13 protein-coding genes are annotated in these 14,523 nt (G+C 67.1%); 9 read left to right on the top strand and 4 right to left on the bottom strand.

Annotated elements, in window-relative coordinates:
- Positions 1–66: 66 nt before the first annotated feature.
- The 7 genes from sufB to ACFWU2_RS09655 are packed head-to-tail and all read left to right on the top strand — an operon-like array spanning position 67 to position 6,354.
- Positions 67–1,512, top strand: coding sequence for a Fe-S cluster assembly protein SufB (gene sufB / locus ACFWU2_RS09685; protein ID WP_378604543.1), 1,446 nt, complete (start codon positions 67–69; stop codon positions 1,510–1,512).
- Complete coding sequence (gene sufD, locus ACFWU2_RS09680; protein WP_378604540.1) at positions 1,513–2,751, top strand: Fe-S cluster assembly protein SufD; 1,239 nt, start codon at positions 1,513–1,515, stop codon at positions 2,749–2,751. It begins immediately after the preceding gene.
- Between the two features lie 55 nt (positions 2,752–2,806).
- Positions 2,807–3,604 (top strand): Fe-S cluster assembly ATPase SufC, encoded by a 798-nt coding sequence (gene sufC / locus ACFWU2_RS09675; RefSeq protein ID WP_378604537.1) that lies wholly within the window; start codon positions 2,807–2,809, stop codon positions 3,602–3,604.
- Between the two features lie 4 nt (positions 3,605–3,608).
- Entirely contained in the window at positions 3,609–4,865 is a 1,257-nt protein-coding gene (locus ACFWU2_RS09670; protein ID WP_378604534.1) for a cysteine desulfurase, read from the top strand.
- Positions 4,865–5,368 carry a Fe-S cluster assembly sulfur transfer protein SufU gene (gene sufU, locus ACFWU2_RS09665; RefSeq protein WP_378604531.1) on the top strand — a complete coding sequence of 168 codons (504 nt, stop codon included), beginning with the start codon at positions 4,865–4,867 and terminating at the stop codon, positions 5,366–5,368. Before ACFWU2_RS09670 ends, sufU begins: the two co-directional genes overlap by 1 nt.
- Entirely contained in the window at positions 5,365–5,793 is a 429-nt protein-coding gene (locus tag ACFWU2_RS09660) for a metal-sulfur cluster assembly factor (RefSeq protein ID WP_378604528.1), read from the top strand. Before sufU ends, ACFWU2_RS09660 begins: the two co-directional genes overlap by 4 nt.
- A gap of 15 nt (positions 5,794–5,808) precedes the next feature.
- Positions 5,809–6,354: a MarR family winged helix-turn-helix transcriptional regulator gene (locus ACFWU2_RS09655; RefSeq protein ID WP_378604525.1), complete on the top strand. Its 546-nt coding sequence runs from the start codon at positions 5,809–5,811 to the stop codon at positions 6,352–6,354.
- A gap of 36 nt (positions 6,355–6,390) precedes the next feature.
- On the opposite strand, the gene ACFWU2_RS09650 is transcribed toward ACFWU2_RS09655, so the two are convergent.
- Together ACFWU2_RS09650 and ACFWU2_RS09645 are read right to left on the bottom strand one after the other, a co-directional pair.
- Complete coding sequence (locus ACFWU2_RS09650) at positions 6,391–7,398, bottom strand: Ku protein (protein WP_378604522.1); 1,008 nt, start codon at positions 7,396–7,398, stop codon at positions 6,391–6,393.
- Positions 7,399–7,474: 76 nt separating this feature from the next.
- The gene (locus tag ACFWU2_RS09645; RefSeq protein ID WP_378604519.1) at positions 7,475–8,590 is read right to left on the bottom strand and encodes a lycopene cyclase family protein; all 1,116 of its coding nucleotides are present in this window, start codon (positions 8,588–8,590) and stop codon (positions 7,475–7,477) included.
- 194 nt (positions 8,591–8,784) lie between these two features.
- Between ACFWU2_RS09645 and ACFWU2_RS09640 the strand changes: the two genes are divergently transcribed.
- A complete protein-coding gene (locus ACFWU2_RS09640) occupies positions 8,785–10,416 on the top strand; it encodes an ABC-F family ATP-binding cassette domain-containing protein (protein WP_378604516.1) in 1,632 nt (543 codons plus the stop codon).
- Between the two features lie 80 nt (positions 10,417–10,496).
- Positions 10,497–10,745: a helix-turn-helix domain-containing protein gene (locus ACFWU2_RS09635; protein WP_378604513.1), complete on the top strand. Its 249-nt coding sequence runs from the start codon at positions 10,497–10,499 to the stop codon at positions 10,743–10,745.
- Between the two features lie 15 nt (positions 10,746–10,760).
- On the opposite strand, the gene ACFWU2_RS09630 is transcribed toward ACFWU2_RS09635, so the two are convergent.
- Together ACFWU2_RS09630 and ACFWU2_RS09625 are read right to left on the bottom strand one after the other, a co-directional pair.
- Positions 10,761–11,327 carry a TetR/AcrR family transcriptional regulator gene (locus ACFWU2_RS09630; protein WP_378604510.1) on the bottom strand — a complete coding sequence of 189 codons (567 nt, stop codon included), beginning with the start codon at positions 11,325–11,327 and terminating at the stop codon, positions 10,761–10,763.
- A 109-nt stretch (positions 11,328–11,436) separates the two neighbouring features.
- On the bottom strand, positions 11,437–14,247 hold the full coding sequence (locus tag ACFWU2_RS09625; RefSeq protein ID WP_378604507.1) for an aconitate hydratase: 2,811 nt from the start codon (positions 14,245–14,247) through the stop codon (positions 11,437–11,439).
- Positions 14,248–14,523: the final 276 nt, after the last annotated feature.

Below are 14,523 nucleotides of genomic sequence, written 5' to 3'. Positions count from 1 at the left end.
AACTACCCGTTTCCAGTCGGCGCGCAGCCCACGCCGACCACACCACAGACTCCGGAAGGAGCTCGCATGACCGTCACCTCGGACCAGACGTCCACCGGCGCACCGCTGACGCAAGAAGAGACGATCGATTCGCTCGGTCACTACCAGTTCGGCTGGTCGGACCCCGACGCTGCAGGCGCTGTCGCGAAACGAGGCCTGTCCGAGCACGTCGTACGGGACATCTCGGCCAAGAAGAGCGAGCCCGAGTGGATGCTCGACATCCGCCTCAAGGCACTGCGCACCTTCGACAAGAAGCCGATGCCGGGCTGGGGGTCGGATCTCGACGGGATCGACTTCGACAACATCAAGTACTTCGTGCGCTCGACCGAGAAGCAGGCCGCGAGCTGGGACGAGCTGCCCGCGGACATCAAGAACACCTACGACAAGCTGGGCATCCCCGAGGCCGAGAAGCAGCGGCTGATCTCCGGCGTCGCAGCCCAGTACGAGTCCGAGGTCGTCTATCACCAGATCCGTGAGGACCTCGAACAGCAGGGCGTCATCTTCCTCGACACCGACTCCGGTCTGCGCGAGCACCCCGAGCTGTTCCGCGAGTACTTCGGCACGGTGATCCCGGCCGGCGACAACAAGTTCTCGGCGCTCAACACTGCCGTGTGGTCGGGCGGCTCGTTCATCTACGTTCCGCCGGGTGTGCACGTCGACATCCCGCTCCAGGCGTACTTCCGGATCAACACCGAGAACATGGGTCAGTTCGAGCGGACCCTGATCATCGTCGACGAGGGTGCCTCCGTGCACTACGTCGAGGGCTGCACCGCGCCGATCTACAAGTCCGACTCGCTGCACTCCGCCGTGGTCGAGATCATCGTCAAGAAGGGCGGCCACTGCCGCTACACGACGATCCAGAACTGGTCGAACAACGTCTACAACCTGGTGACCAAGCGCACCAAGGTCGAGGCCGGTGGCTCGATGGAATGGATCGACGGCAACATCGGTTCCAAGGTGACGATGAAGTACCCGGCGGTGTGGATGATGGGCGAGCACGCCCGCGGTGAGGTGCTCTCCGTGGCGTTCGCCGGTGAGGGCCAGCACCAGGACACGGGCGCGAAGATGCTGCACCTGGCGCCGCACACGTCGTCGACCATCGTGTCGAAGTCGGTGGCCCGCGGTGGCGGACGCGCGTCGTATCGCGGCCTCGTGCAGGTCAACAAGGGCGCCTACGGGTCCAAGTCGACCGTCAAGTGCGACGCGCTGCTCGTCGACCAGATCAGCCGCTCGGACACCTACCCGTACGTGGACATCCGCGAGGACGACGTGACCATGGGTCACGAGGCCACCGTGTCCAAGGTGAGCGACGACCAGCTGTTCTACCTCATGAGCCGCGGCCTCAACGAGGACGAGGCGATGGCGATGGTGGTTCGCGGATTCGTCGAGCCCATCGCGAAGGAGCTGCCGATGGAGTACGCCCTCGAGCTCAACCGACTGATCGAACTGCAGATGGAAGGGGCAGTCGGCTAAATGACTGCGGAAGCGAAGAACATTCCCACCACCGGTGCGCCGACAGGCGCCACCGGTGTCCAGGACGCGGTGCGTGGCGAGAACCGCGCCCCGTCCGGCAAGCCGGCAACCAACAAGGGTGAGGTGTTCACGTCGTTCGACGTGAACGCCTTCGAGATTCCCTCCGGACGCGACGAGATCTGGCGCTTCACGCCGCTGCGCCGCCTGCGCGGACTGCACGACGGCAGCGCCGTCGCCGACGGCACCGCCACCGTCGAGATCGCTCCCGTCGACGGCGTCCAGGTCGAGACCGTGGGCCGCGACGACGCACGACTCGGCCAGGGCGGTGTCCCGTTCGACCGCGTCGCCGCACAGGCATACTCGTCGTTCGAGTCCGCGACCGTCGTCACCGTCGGCCGCGAAGCCGAGATCGCCGATCCCGTCGTCGTCACGGTGACCGGACCGGGCGAGGGCAAGGTCGCCTACGGGCACCTGCAGGTCCGCCTCGAGGCGTTCGCCCGGGCCACCGTGGTCGTCGACCAGCGGGGGAGCGGCACGTACGCCGAGAACATCGAGTTCATCGTCGGCGACAGCGCACAGCTCAAGATCGTCGCCGTGCAGGACTGGGCCGACGACGCCGTCCATGTCGCCGCGCATCACGCACGACTGGGCCGTGACGCCGTGCTCCGCCACTTCACGGTCGCGCTCGGCGGTGATCTGGTCCGCGTGTCTGCGACCACCAAGTACGACGGGCCCGGCGGCGACGCCGAGTTGCTCGGACTCTACTTCGCGGACGCCGGACAGCACCTCGAACAGCGCCTGCTCGTCGACCACTCGCAGCCCAACTGCAAGTCGAACGTGGTCTACAAGGGCGCTCTGCAGGGCGACCCCGGTTCGGGAAAGCCGGACGCGCACACCGTGTGGATCGGCGACGTCCTCATCCGTGCCGCGGCCGAAGGCACCGACACGTTCGAGCTCAACCGCAATCTCGTGCTCACCGACGGTGCCCGCGCAGATTCGGTGCCCAACCTCGAGATCGAGACAGGCGAGATCGTCGGTGCCGGCCACGCCTCCGCGACCGGCCGTTTCGACGACGAGCAGCTGTTCTACCTGCGGTCGCGCGGTATCCCGGAAGATCAGGCGCGCCGCCTCGTCGTGCGTGGCTTCTTCCACGAGCTGCTCGAGCGGATCACGGTGCCCGAGATTCGCGAGCGTCTCGAGGCCGCCATCGAAGCAGAGCTCGAGGCAGTCGGCGTCTGACCGGCTCCGCACGACCCGTAACCCCGATACTTCTTCTTTAAGGAAATACTGATCGATGTCCACACCTCAGAACGTCCTCGAGATCAAGGACCTGCACGTTCGCGTCGCCCAGACCGATGCGAACGCCGAGCCGATCGACATCCTCAAGGGCGTCGACCTCACCGTCCGCTCCGGCGAGACGCACGCCATCATGGGGCCCAACGGCTCCGGCAAGTCCACCCTGTCGTACGCGATCGCCGGGCACCCCAAGTACGAGGTGACCTCCGGCAGCATCACCCTCAACGGTGAAGACGTGCTCGCGATGACCGTCGACGAGCGTGCCCGCGCCGGTCTGTTCCTCGCGATGCAGTACCCCGTCGAGGTCCCCGGCGTCTCGATGTCGAACTTCCTGCGCACCGCCGTGACGGCGGCCCGGGGCGAAGCTCCCAAGCTCCGTCACTGGATCAAGGAAGTGAAGGGCGCGATGACCGAACTCGACATCGACCCCGCTTTCGGTGAGCGCAGCGTCAACGAAGGTTTCTCCGGCGGCGAGAAGAAGCGCCACGAGATTCTCCAGCTCGGGCTCATCAAGCCGCGTATCGCGATCCTCGACGAGACCGACTCCGGACTCGACGTGGACGCGCTGCGTGTGGTGTCCGAAGGCGTGAACCGCTACCAGGAGCGTGAGCACGGCGGCGTTCTGCTGATCACCCACTACACCCGGATCCTGCGGTACATCAAGCCGCAGTTCGTCCATGTGTTCGTCGGCGGCCGCATCGTCCAGTCCGGTGGCCCCGAACTGGCCGACGAACTCGAGACCAACGGCTACGAGCGCTTCACCCACGCTGCAGCCGCAGACACACAGGGAGCGTGACCGGATGACGGTGCCGGTGCGGACGCTCGACGTCGCCCGGATCAGGGCCGACTTCCCGATCCTCGGGCGGACGGTGCGCGACGACAAGCCACTGGTCTACCTAGACTCGGGTGCGACGTCGCAGCGGCCCGTCCAGGTCCTCGACGCCGAACGTGAGTTCCTCACGACGTGCAACGCTGCGGTCCACCGAGGCGCGCATGCGTTGTCGGAGGAAGCGACGGACGCGTACGAAGGTGCTCGCGCCGTCATCGCCGGCTTCGTCGGTGTCGACGCCGACGAGGTGGTGTTCACCAAGAACGCCACCGAGGCGCTCAACCTGGTGGCGTACGCGTTCGGCGACGATCGTTTTCCGCACGCGCTCGGCCCCGGTGACGAGATCGTGGTCACCGAACTCGAGCATCATGCGAACCTCGTGCCCTGGCAGGAACTCGCGCGGCGTACCGGCGCGACCCTGCGCTGGTACGGCGTCACGGACGAGGGCCGGATCGACCTGGACTCGCTCGAGCTCACCGACGCCGTCAAGGTGGTGGCGTTCTCTCACCAGTCCAACGTCACCGGCGCCGTCGCACCCGTCGAGGAGATCGTCCGGCGTGCACGGGCGGTCGGCGCGCTCGTCGTGCTCGACGCCTGCCAGTCGGTGCCGCACGCGGCCGTGGACTTCCGGGAACTCGGCGTCGACTTCGCCGCGTTCTCCGGGCACAAGATGCTCGGCCCGTCCGGGATCGGCGTGCTGTACGGCCGCCGCGACCTGCTCGCCGACGTTCCGCCGTTCATCACCGGTGGCTCGATGATCGAGACCGTCACGATGGACGCCACCACGTTCGCGGCACCCCCGCAGCGATTCGAGGCCGGGTCGCCGATGTCGTCGCAGGCCGTCGGGCTCGGTGCCGCAGTGCGGTACCTGCAGGACATCGGCATGGATGCGGTGGCAGCGCACGAGCACGAGTTGACTGCCGCGGCGCTCACCGAACTCGGTGACATCGCCGGTGTGCGCATCATCGGGCCCACCACCGCCGAGCAACGTGGCGGCGCAGTGTCGTTCGTCGTCGACGGCATCCATGCCCACGATCTCGGGCAGATCCTCGACGACGAGGGCGTGGAGATCCGGGTGGGTCATCACTGCGCGTGGCCGCTGCACCGCCGCTTCGGGGTCGCGGCGACTGCTCGCGCGTCGTTCGCGGTGTACAACACGCTCGACGAGGTTCGGGCGCTCGGCGCAGCCGTGCGGCGCGCTCAGGAATTCTTCGGGGAGCGTGGCTGATGCGGATGGAGCAGATGTACCAGGAGGTCATCCTGGACCATTACAAGCGCCCGCATCACCGTGGGTTGCGAGAGCCGTACGGCGCAGAGGTGCACCACGTCAATCCCACGTGCGGCGACGAGGTGACACTGCGCGTGCATCTCGACGGCGGTGCGGTGGCCGACGTGTCGTACGACGGTCAGGGCTGTTCGATCAGCCAGGCCGCCACCTCGGTTCTCACCGACCAGGTGATCGGGATGCCCGTCGTCGACGCACTCGCGACGGTCGACAGCTTCGTCGAGATGGTGGGTAGTCGAGGCACCGTCGAAGGTGACGAGGACGTGCTCGGTGACGGCATAGCCTTCGCCGGTGTGTCGAAGTACCCGGCACGCGTCAAGTGCGCGCTGCTGGGCTGGATGGCTTTCAAGGACGCCGTCGCGCAGATCGTGGACCGGAGCAGCGACGCTGCCGGTTCCGGGACCGGCGACGCCGACACCGTTTCGAGCGGAGGACAGAACCGATGACAGAACCCGCGCCCGGCACCTCGAACTCCGAGAGCGCCGCTGCAACACCCGCATCCGGCGACACCAGCGGAGACACCACGACGCTGGTGGCCGACACCGTGCCACCGTTGGATCCGGTACGGCTCGACGAGCTCGAAGAGGCGATGCGCGATGTCGTCGACCCGGAGCTCGGCATCAACGTGGTCGACCTCGGGCTGGTGTACGGCATCTCCGAGTCCGAAGACGCCGTCACGGTCGACATGACTCTCACCTCGGCCGCATGCCCGCTCACCGATGTGATCGAGGACCAGGCACGCAATGCGCTGGTGCGCAGCGGCCTGTGCCCCGACCTCCGCATCAACTGGGTGTGGATGCCGCCGTGGGGCCCCGACAAGATCACCGATGACGGTCGCGAGCAGCTGCGCGCGCTCGGCTTCACCGTGTGACAGACGCGGATCTTCGTGACCGACACGGATTTCCGAGCAGACGAGGACGGCGGTAGCCTCTCGCCCGGTCCGGGCAGTAGCGTCCAGCCCCGATCGGGCAGTAGCGTCCAGCCCGGACCGGGCGACGGGGTAGTCGCCGATCCCGTCGTCGCGCTCGAGCACGAGATGATCGCGGTGGTACGGCGCTTCCGGCGGCTGATTGCCGAGCGGGCCCGCGCCGTGCACCCGAAGCTGGACCCGGTCTGCTACCCGATGTTGCTGATGCTGCGTCGTGCCGACGCGGTCGCGATGTCGGATCTGCTCGCAGAGTTGGCGATCGAGAAATCGACGTTGACGCGCCGCATCGACAGTGCTGCACGCCTCGGGCTGGTCGAACGCATCCCCGACCCGGACGACGCGCGTGCCCGCCTGGTGGCACTCGACCCGGATTGCCGACGCAAACTCGACGAGATTCTGGGCGACGAGACCGAACTGTGGCGTCGGCGGTTGTCGGGTTGGGAGGCCGCGGACATTCGCGAACTCACTGTCCTGCTGCAGCGACTCGGGGAGTCGATGGACTGAACCGACGCGGGCGGCCGTCGTCGGATCCGCCCGGCGTCACGCGCCTTTGCGTTCGCTGCTCTTCTTCGCCGGCGCCTTCTTGGCGGCAGTCTTCTTCGCCGGGGTTTTCTTTGCGGTCGTCTTCTTCGCCGCAGACCCGTCGCTCGACGATTCTTTACCGCCGGCGTTCTTGGCTGCTGTCTTCTTCGCGGTGGTCTTCTTCGCAGAGGACGACCCGGACGACTTTCCCTCCGACGCCTTGCCGGACGCGCGACCGGACCCCGTGCCCGCGGCCTCGACGCTTCGCTGGAGCGCGGCAACCAGATCGAGCACTTCGGCATCCTCACCGCCGGAGTCCGGTTCGGCCACCTGGAACACCTTCTCGCCGCCACGCGCGAGGGAGTCGTCGATCAGTGCCCGCAGTTCGACTTGGTATTCGTCGGTGAACTCGGTGGGATCGAAATCGCCCGACATCGACTCGACGAGTGTCTCCGCCATCGCCAGTTCTCGCGGCTTCGGCTTCTCGACCCCCTCGAGCGACGGAAACTCGGCGGCGCGGACCTCGTCCGGCCACAAGAGCGTCTGCAACACCAGCAATCCGTCCCGGTTACGCAGTGCGGCGAGCCGGGTGCGCTGCCGCAGCGTGTAATGCACCAGAGCGATCCGGTCGCTCTGCTCGAGGGTCGCGGCCAGCAGGGCGTACGCCTTCGGCGACGTGGAATCCGGTTCGAGGTAGTACGACTTCTCGAAGAGCATCGGGTCGATCTGCTCGGAGGGCACGAATTCCAGCACCGGGATCTCGTGTTTCTCCGCTGCGGGCAGCTTCTCGAAGTCCTCGTCGGTCAGGACGACCCGCTCACCGTTGTCGGAGTCGTACGCCTTGTCGATCTCCTGGAACGGGACTACTTCGCCGCATTCGGAACACACGCGCTGGTACTTGATGCGTCCGCCGTCCTTGGCGTGCACCTGGTGGAACTTGATGTCGTGGGACTCGGTGGCCGAATACACTTTGACCGGCACGTTGACGAGGCCGAACGCGATGGCGCCTTTCCAAATCGACCGCATCTCTCCATCATGATCGACGATCCGGACATGCGCTGAAAAGAAGCGGAAATCGGTCCGGGTGTCGTAGAGACGTGCGTCACCACACCGAGCGCAGAATAGCGCCGCGCAAGGGTCCCGGCAGACGTCGGAACAGTGTCCACATCGTGCCGGCGACAGCCGCGAGATCCTCGCGGCCCGAGAGGTAGGCCCGCTGTTGCTCGGTGGGCAGATCGAAGAACACGTCGAAGAAGGCTGCGGCGGACTGCGCGTCGAGTCGGAGCAGAACACGTAACCCCAGCGCACGCAGCGCGCCGACACCGCGGGCAGACACCGGCCACAGCACCCGCTGAGGATCGGACCCGGCGAGCACGGCGTCGACGAGGGCATCCGCCGTGGAGAGAGCCGTCGCGACGGCATAGCCGGTCGCGGGGTGCATGAGCCCGCCCCGCGCGCCGAATCCGACCACCCCGGCCTCGCTACGGATGCCTTCCACAGCGAACCGCACCTTCTCGATCCGTCCCGAGTCCCCGGCCGCGACGCCCCGCGCCGCCAGCCGGATGTCGAGTCGTCGCTGCAACTCCGGGAGCGTCAGAGGTGGTCGCCCCACCAGGCAGGTTTCCTCGAGGAGGGTGAGGCCGCCGCCCAGCGGCATCGCGTACAGGAACGACGGGACATCGGAGGAGTCGGTGCCGTTGTCGCGCCGCCAATCCATGAACCAGGCCTGCTGCCCTTCCAGGGCGGATGCGGCGGTGGCGTCGTCGAACACCCGCCCGAAGGCGGTTTGCGCGGCGCGATCCGGGCCTGCCGGCACCCCCCGCGCGTCGATCATGTACCGGGCGAGAACCCGGTCGCCGGTGCTCAGAACGGCGCTGTGCGCGTCGATCGTGTCCACCATTCCGCGCACCACGGACACCCCGTCGAGATCGAGGCAGTCCTGGAGCCGTGCTGTGTCGAGGATCCGGTACGGCCGGGTCAACTCGTGGAGCCCTGATGCCCACACCGCGGGGGCAGCGACCTCCACCGCGGTTACCTGCTCCGGCAGCCACGGCGGGAGTTCGTCCCGCCACGCCCCGTACGTCGCGGTCCATCGCCGCGACGGTTGGGGATCGACGGCGATCACGTCGAGGCCGGCGCGGGCGGCGCGGGCGGCGACTGCCCGCCCCGCCGGACCGAGCCCGGCGACCAGGACGTCGGCGGGGGAGGAGACAGGCACGACCACAGAGTAGGCGGGCGCCGGCGCACTCTGCCGAAGCGCGCCCGGACGGGGCATCCGCCGCAGCGCTCGCGCGTGGGTAGTAGTGCATCTCACGGCCGAGAACGCGGACGAACAGGGTAAACTGGGTAGTTCGTGTGCCCCGCCTCGCGGTTCATGGCACCCACCCCGTCGTCGTCTAGGAGTTCTTGCCTGTGATCACCGCTACCGATCTCGAAGTCCGCGCAGGTGTGCGGACCCTGCTCTCCGCGCCCGGGTCGGCGCTGCGGGTGCAGGCCGGCGATCGGATCGGTCTGGTGGGGCGTAACGGCGCGGGCAAGACCACCACGCTGCGGATCCTCGCGGGCGAAGGCGAGCCGTACGCCGGCACCGTGATCCGCTCCGGGGAAGTGGGTTACCTCCCGCAGGATCCCAAGGAGGGCAACCTCGACGTCCTCGCGAAGGACCGAGTGCTCTCCGCTCGAGGACTCGACGAACTGCTGCGGAGCATGGAGAAGCAGCAGGCACTGATGGCGGAATCGGTCGACGAGAAGATCCGCGACCGAGCCGTCCGGAAGTACGGATCCCTCGAGGAACGCTTCTCGACGCTCGGCGGATACGTAGCCGAGTCCGAGGCCGCCCGCATCTGCCACAGCCTCGGTTTGCCCGACCGCGTCCTCGGCCAGCCCTTGCACACGCTCTCCGGCGGTCAGCGCCGGCGCGTCGAACTCGCGCGCATTCTGTTCGCGGCGTCCGACGGCTCGGGCGGCAAGTCCAACACGACGCTGCTGCTGGACGAGCCGACGAACCACCTCGACGCCGACTCCATCACCTGGTTGCGAGGCTTCCTGCAGAGCCACGACGGCGGCCTGATCGTGATCAGCCACGACGTGGATCTGCTCGCCGATGTCGTCAACAAGGTGTGGTTCCTCGACGCGGTGCGCGGCGAAGCCGACATCTACAACATGGACTGGAAGAAGTACCTCGACGCCCGCGCTACCGACGAACAGCGTCGACGCCGCGAGCGCGCCAACGCGGAGAAGAAGGCGTCGGCACTGCACAAGCAGGCCGCCAAGCTCGGAGCGAAGGCCACCAAGGCCACCGCCGCGCAGAACATGGCCAAGCGCGCCGACAAGCTTCTCAACGATCTCGACGACGTGCGGGTCGCGGACAAGGTCGCGAAGATCCGGTTCCCCACGCCTGCCGCATGCGGCAAGACGCCTCTCATGGCGAAGAACCTGACCAAGGTCTACGGATCGCTCGAGATCTTCACGGGCGTCGACCTCGCCATCGACCGGGGCACCCGCGTGGTGATCCTCGGTCTCAACGGCGCCGGTAAGACCACGCTTCTGCGCCTGCTCGCCGGGACGGAGAAGCCCGACCTCGGCGAACTCGTCCCCGGTCACGGGCTCAAGGTGGGCTACTTCGCTCAGGAGCACGACACGATCGACGACTCGGCGTCGGTGTGGGAGAACATCCGCCACGCCGCGCCCGACGCGGGTGAACAGGATCTGCGCGGTCTGCTCGGTGCGTTCATGTTCACCGGGCCGCAACTCGATCAGCCGGCCGGCACGCTGTCCGGCGGCGAGAAGACCCGGCTCGCGCTTGCGGGCCTGGTGTCGTCGGCAGCGAACGTGCTGCTCCTCGACGAGCCGACCAACAACCTCGACCCTGTCTCTCGTGAGCAGGTGCTCGACGCGCTCCGCAGCTACGAGGGTGCGGTCGTACTCGTCACGCACGATCCCGGCGCGGCCGAGGCTCTCAACCCGGAACGGGTCATCATGCTGCCGGACGGCACCGAGGATCACTGGTCGCAGGACTACCTGGAGCTCATCCAGCTCGCATGATCCGATCCGATCCGCTTCGGTGATCGTTTCGGTCCTTTAGCCTTGAACCAGGACCTTTGTCGAGGTGCCGGGAGGAACCGATGGTGCGAAATCCCGATCGTGGTCAGACGACGCTCGCGAAGGGAACCCGGATCACCGGGGATTCGCGGGACCGATTGCAAGCAGAACTCAAACGCCGCTACGAGGCAGGTGCGAGCATTCGCACCCTCGCCCACGAAACCGGACGTTCCTACGGCTTCGTTCACAACGTGCTGGTGGAGTCGGACGTCCAGCTTCGCGGGCGAGGTGGGCCGAATCGCCGCCGGGCGGCAACGGCCGACAAGAGCTGACGGAGGTCACCGGGATCAGTCCCGGCGACGCACCGATTCTTCGACGAGGTCGAGGACCGCGCACAGTTCCTTTTCGGCGTGCCCGGACGCGAGGCGGGCGATGAGCCCGTCGAGCACCAGGTCCAGGTAGCCCACCAGAACCTCGGTGGGCACATCGTCGCGCAGGCGGCCGGCTTCACGCTGCCGTTCCAGACGCCCGACGGTCGCCGCGGTCAGTTCCGCCGAATGCTGGGTCCACTTCTTGGCGAACTCCGGATCGGTCCGCAGCCGCCGGGTGATCTCGAGCCGGGTACCGAGCCAGTCGAACTGGTCGGGCGAGGACAGCATGTCGCGCATGACCTGCACGAGGCCTTCGTTGGCGGCTACGTCGGCCATCCGCTTCGCGTCCTCTTGCGCAAGCGCGAGGAACAATCCGTCCTTGTCCTTGAAATGGTGGAAGATTGCGCCGCGAGAGAGACCGGTGGCCTCCTCGAGGCGGCGCACGGTTGCGCCCTCGTAGCCGTACTCGGCGAAGCAACGCCGGGCGCCGTCGAGGATCTGATTCCGGCGCGCGGCGAGGTGGTGCTCACTGACCTTGGGCACCGCGACCGTCCTTTCCCGATGTGGACGGCGGGCCCGAGACGAGACGTCCCGGGCCCGCCGTCACTTCACAGCGTGGGTCGCCCGCGGATGTGGGCGACCGATCGGGATGTCAGCCCCGGATCATGTTGCGCAGCACGTACTGCAGGATGCCGCCGTTGCGGTAGTAGTCCGCTTCACCCGGCGTATCGATGCGCACGACCGCGTCGAACTCGACCTTGCTGCCGTCGTCCTTGGTTGCGGTGACGTGCACGGTGCTCGGCGTGGTGCCCTCGTTGAGCGCCTCGATACCGGTGATGTCGAAGACCTCGGTGCCGTCCAGTCCGAGACTTGCCGCGGACTCCCCGGCGGGGAACTGCAGCGGGACCACGCCCATACCGATCAGGTTCGAGCGGTGGATGCGCTCGAAGGACTCGGTGATGACGGCCTTGACGCCGAGCAGGCTGGTGCCCTTGGCGGCCCAGTCGCGCGACGAACCGGAGCCGTACTCCTTGCCGCCCAGGACGACCAGCGGGATGCCGGCCTTCTGGTAGTTCTGCGACGCGTCGTAGATGAACGCCTGCGGTGCGCCGTCCTGGGTGAAGTCGCGGGTGTAGCCACCGGACACACCGTCGAGCAGCTGGTTCTTCAGGCGGATGTTCGCGAACGTGCCGCGGATCATCACCTCGTGGTTACCGCGACGCGAACCGAGCGAGTTGTAGTCCTTGCGCTCGACGCCGTGCTCGTCCAGGTACTGAGCGGCCGGGGTACCCGGCTTGATCGGACCCGCGGGGCTGATGTGGTCCGTCGTGACCGAGTCGCCGAGCAGCGCGAGCACACGAGCGCCCTTGATGTCGGTGACCGGAGCCGGATCCATCGTCATGCCGTCGAAGTACGGAGGCTTCCGCACGTAGGTCGAGTTCTCGTCCCACGCGAAGGTGTCGCCCGCCGGGGTCTCCAGGTTCTGCCAGCGCTCGTCGCCCTTGAAGATGTCGGCGTACGAGTTGCGGAACATGTCCTGGCTGATCGACGACTTGATGGTGTCGTCGATCTCCTGGGCAGTCGGCCAGATGTCCTTGAGGAAGACGTCGTTGCCGTCCTTGTCCTTGCCCAGGGCGTCGGCCTCGAAGTCGAAGTCCATGGTGCCGGCGAGCGCGTACGCGATGACGAGCGGCGGCGACGCGAGGTAGTTCATCTTCACGTCGGGCGAGATGCGACCCTCGAAGTTGCGGTTACCCGAGAGCACCGCGGTGACCGAGAGGTCGTTGTCGTTGATCGCCTTGGAGATTTCCTCCGGCAGCGGACCGGTGTTGCCGATGCACGTGGTGCAGCCGTAGCCACCGAGGTAGAAACCGAGCTTCTCGAGGTAGGGCCACAGGCCCGCCTTCTCGTAGTAGTCGGAGACGACCTGCGAACCCGGCGCCATGTTGGTCTTGACCCACGGCTTGGAGGCCAGGCCCTTTTCGACCGCGTTGCGGGCGAGCAGCGCTGCGCCGAGCATCACGGACGGGTTCGAGGTGTTGGTGCAGGAGGTGATGCCCGCAACGACCACGGCACCGTGATCGAGGACGAACTCGCCCTGCTCCGTCTTGACCGTGACCGGCTTGGACGGTCGGCCGGTGGCACCGTTGGCTGCGGACTGCACGCGGTTCGCGGTGTCGTCACCGTCGTCGGCGAACGAGAGAGCAACCGGGTCCGATGCGGGGAAGGACTCCTCGACGGCCTCGTCGAGCTGGCTGTGCTCGGTCGGCTGCTCGTCGCCCACGTAGCTGCGGATGTCGCGGCGGAACGCGAGCTTCGAGTCGCTGAGCAGGATGCGGTCCTGCGGGCGCTTCGGGCCGGCGATCGACGGAACGACGGTGCTCAGGTCCAGCTCGATGTACTCCGAGTAGACCGGCTCCTTGTCGGCGTCGTGCCACATGCCCTGTTCCTTGGCGTACGCCTCGACGAGCGCGAGCTGCTCGTCGCTGCGGCCGGTCAGGCGCAGGTAGTTGATGGTTTCGCCGTCGATCGGGAAAATCGCTGCGGTGGAACCGAACTCGGGGCTCATGTTGCCGAGGGTGGCGCGGTTCGCGAGGGGGACCTCGGCGACGCCGGCACCGTAGAACTCGACGAACTTGCCGACCACACCGTGCTTACGCAGCATCTCGGTGACGGTGAGCACGACGTCCGTCGCGGTCACGCCGGGCTGGATCTCGCCCGAGAGCTTGAAGCCGACGACGCGCGGGATGAGCATGGAGACCGGCTGGCCGAGCATCGCAGCCTCGGCTTCGATGCCGCCGACGCCCCAGCCGAGGACGCCGAGTCCGTTGACCATCGTGGTGTGCGAGTCGGTGCCGACACAGGTGTCGGGGTAGGCCTGGCCGTTGCGGGTCATGACTGTCGGAGCCAGGTACTCGATGTTGACCTGGTGGACGATGCCCATGCCGGGCGGGACGACCTTGAAGTCGTCGAACGCGCCCTGGCCCCAGCGCAGGAACTGGTAACGCTCACCGTTGCGCTGGTACTCGAGGTCGACGTTGCGCTCGAGCGCGTCGGCGCGGCCGAAGACGTCGAGGATGACCGAGTGGTCGATGACCATGTCGGCGGGGGAGAGCGGGTTGACCTTGTTCGGGTCGCCGCCGAGGGTGGTGACGGCCTCACGCATGGTGGCGAGGTCGACCACGCACGGCACGCCGGTGAAGTCCTGCATGATCACGCGGGCGGGCGTGAACTGGATCTCGATGCTGGGATCGGCTGCGGGATCCCAGTTGGCGATGGCGCGGATGTGATCGGCGGTGATATTGGCACCGTCTTCGGTGCGCAGCAGGTTCTCGGCGAGAACCTTCAAGGAGTAAGGGAGTTTCTCGGTGCCGGGGACGGCCGACAGGCGGAAGATCTCGTACGAGTTATCTCCGACCTGCAGGGTCCCCTTGGCGCCGAACGAATCAGTATTGGTGCTCACGTCAGCTCCACTCGTCGTTTCGGCTCGCCGCCGACGGGGCTGTGTCGACGGCTGAAGCGAGGCACACAGCGTCCACAGAGGAGGAATTTCCTGTGCGGTGCCGCCGTGGCGTCTCACCGTAGAGTCTAACAGTACGCTTGTCCTGTAATAAAGCCGGGAGTGTACCGAGAAGACGGCGCCCCCAGGGGTGTGCGGCGCCACATCGGACGGGCCCGCCGGCCTCGGCGCGGCTGCACCACCCGCGCGCAATCGCGTACTGTTCGATGTTGCCCTGCG

This window comes from Rhodococcus sp. NPDC058639 (assembly GCF_042717545.1).
Classification (GTDB): domain Bacteria; phylum Actinomycetota; class Actinomycetes; order Mycobacteriales; family Mycobacteriaceae; genus Rhodococcus.
The sequence above is the reverse complement of the archived record's forward strand: the minus strand, read 5'-3'. Positions and strand labels throughout refer to the sequence as shown.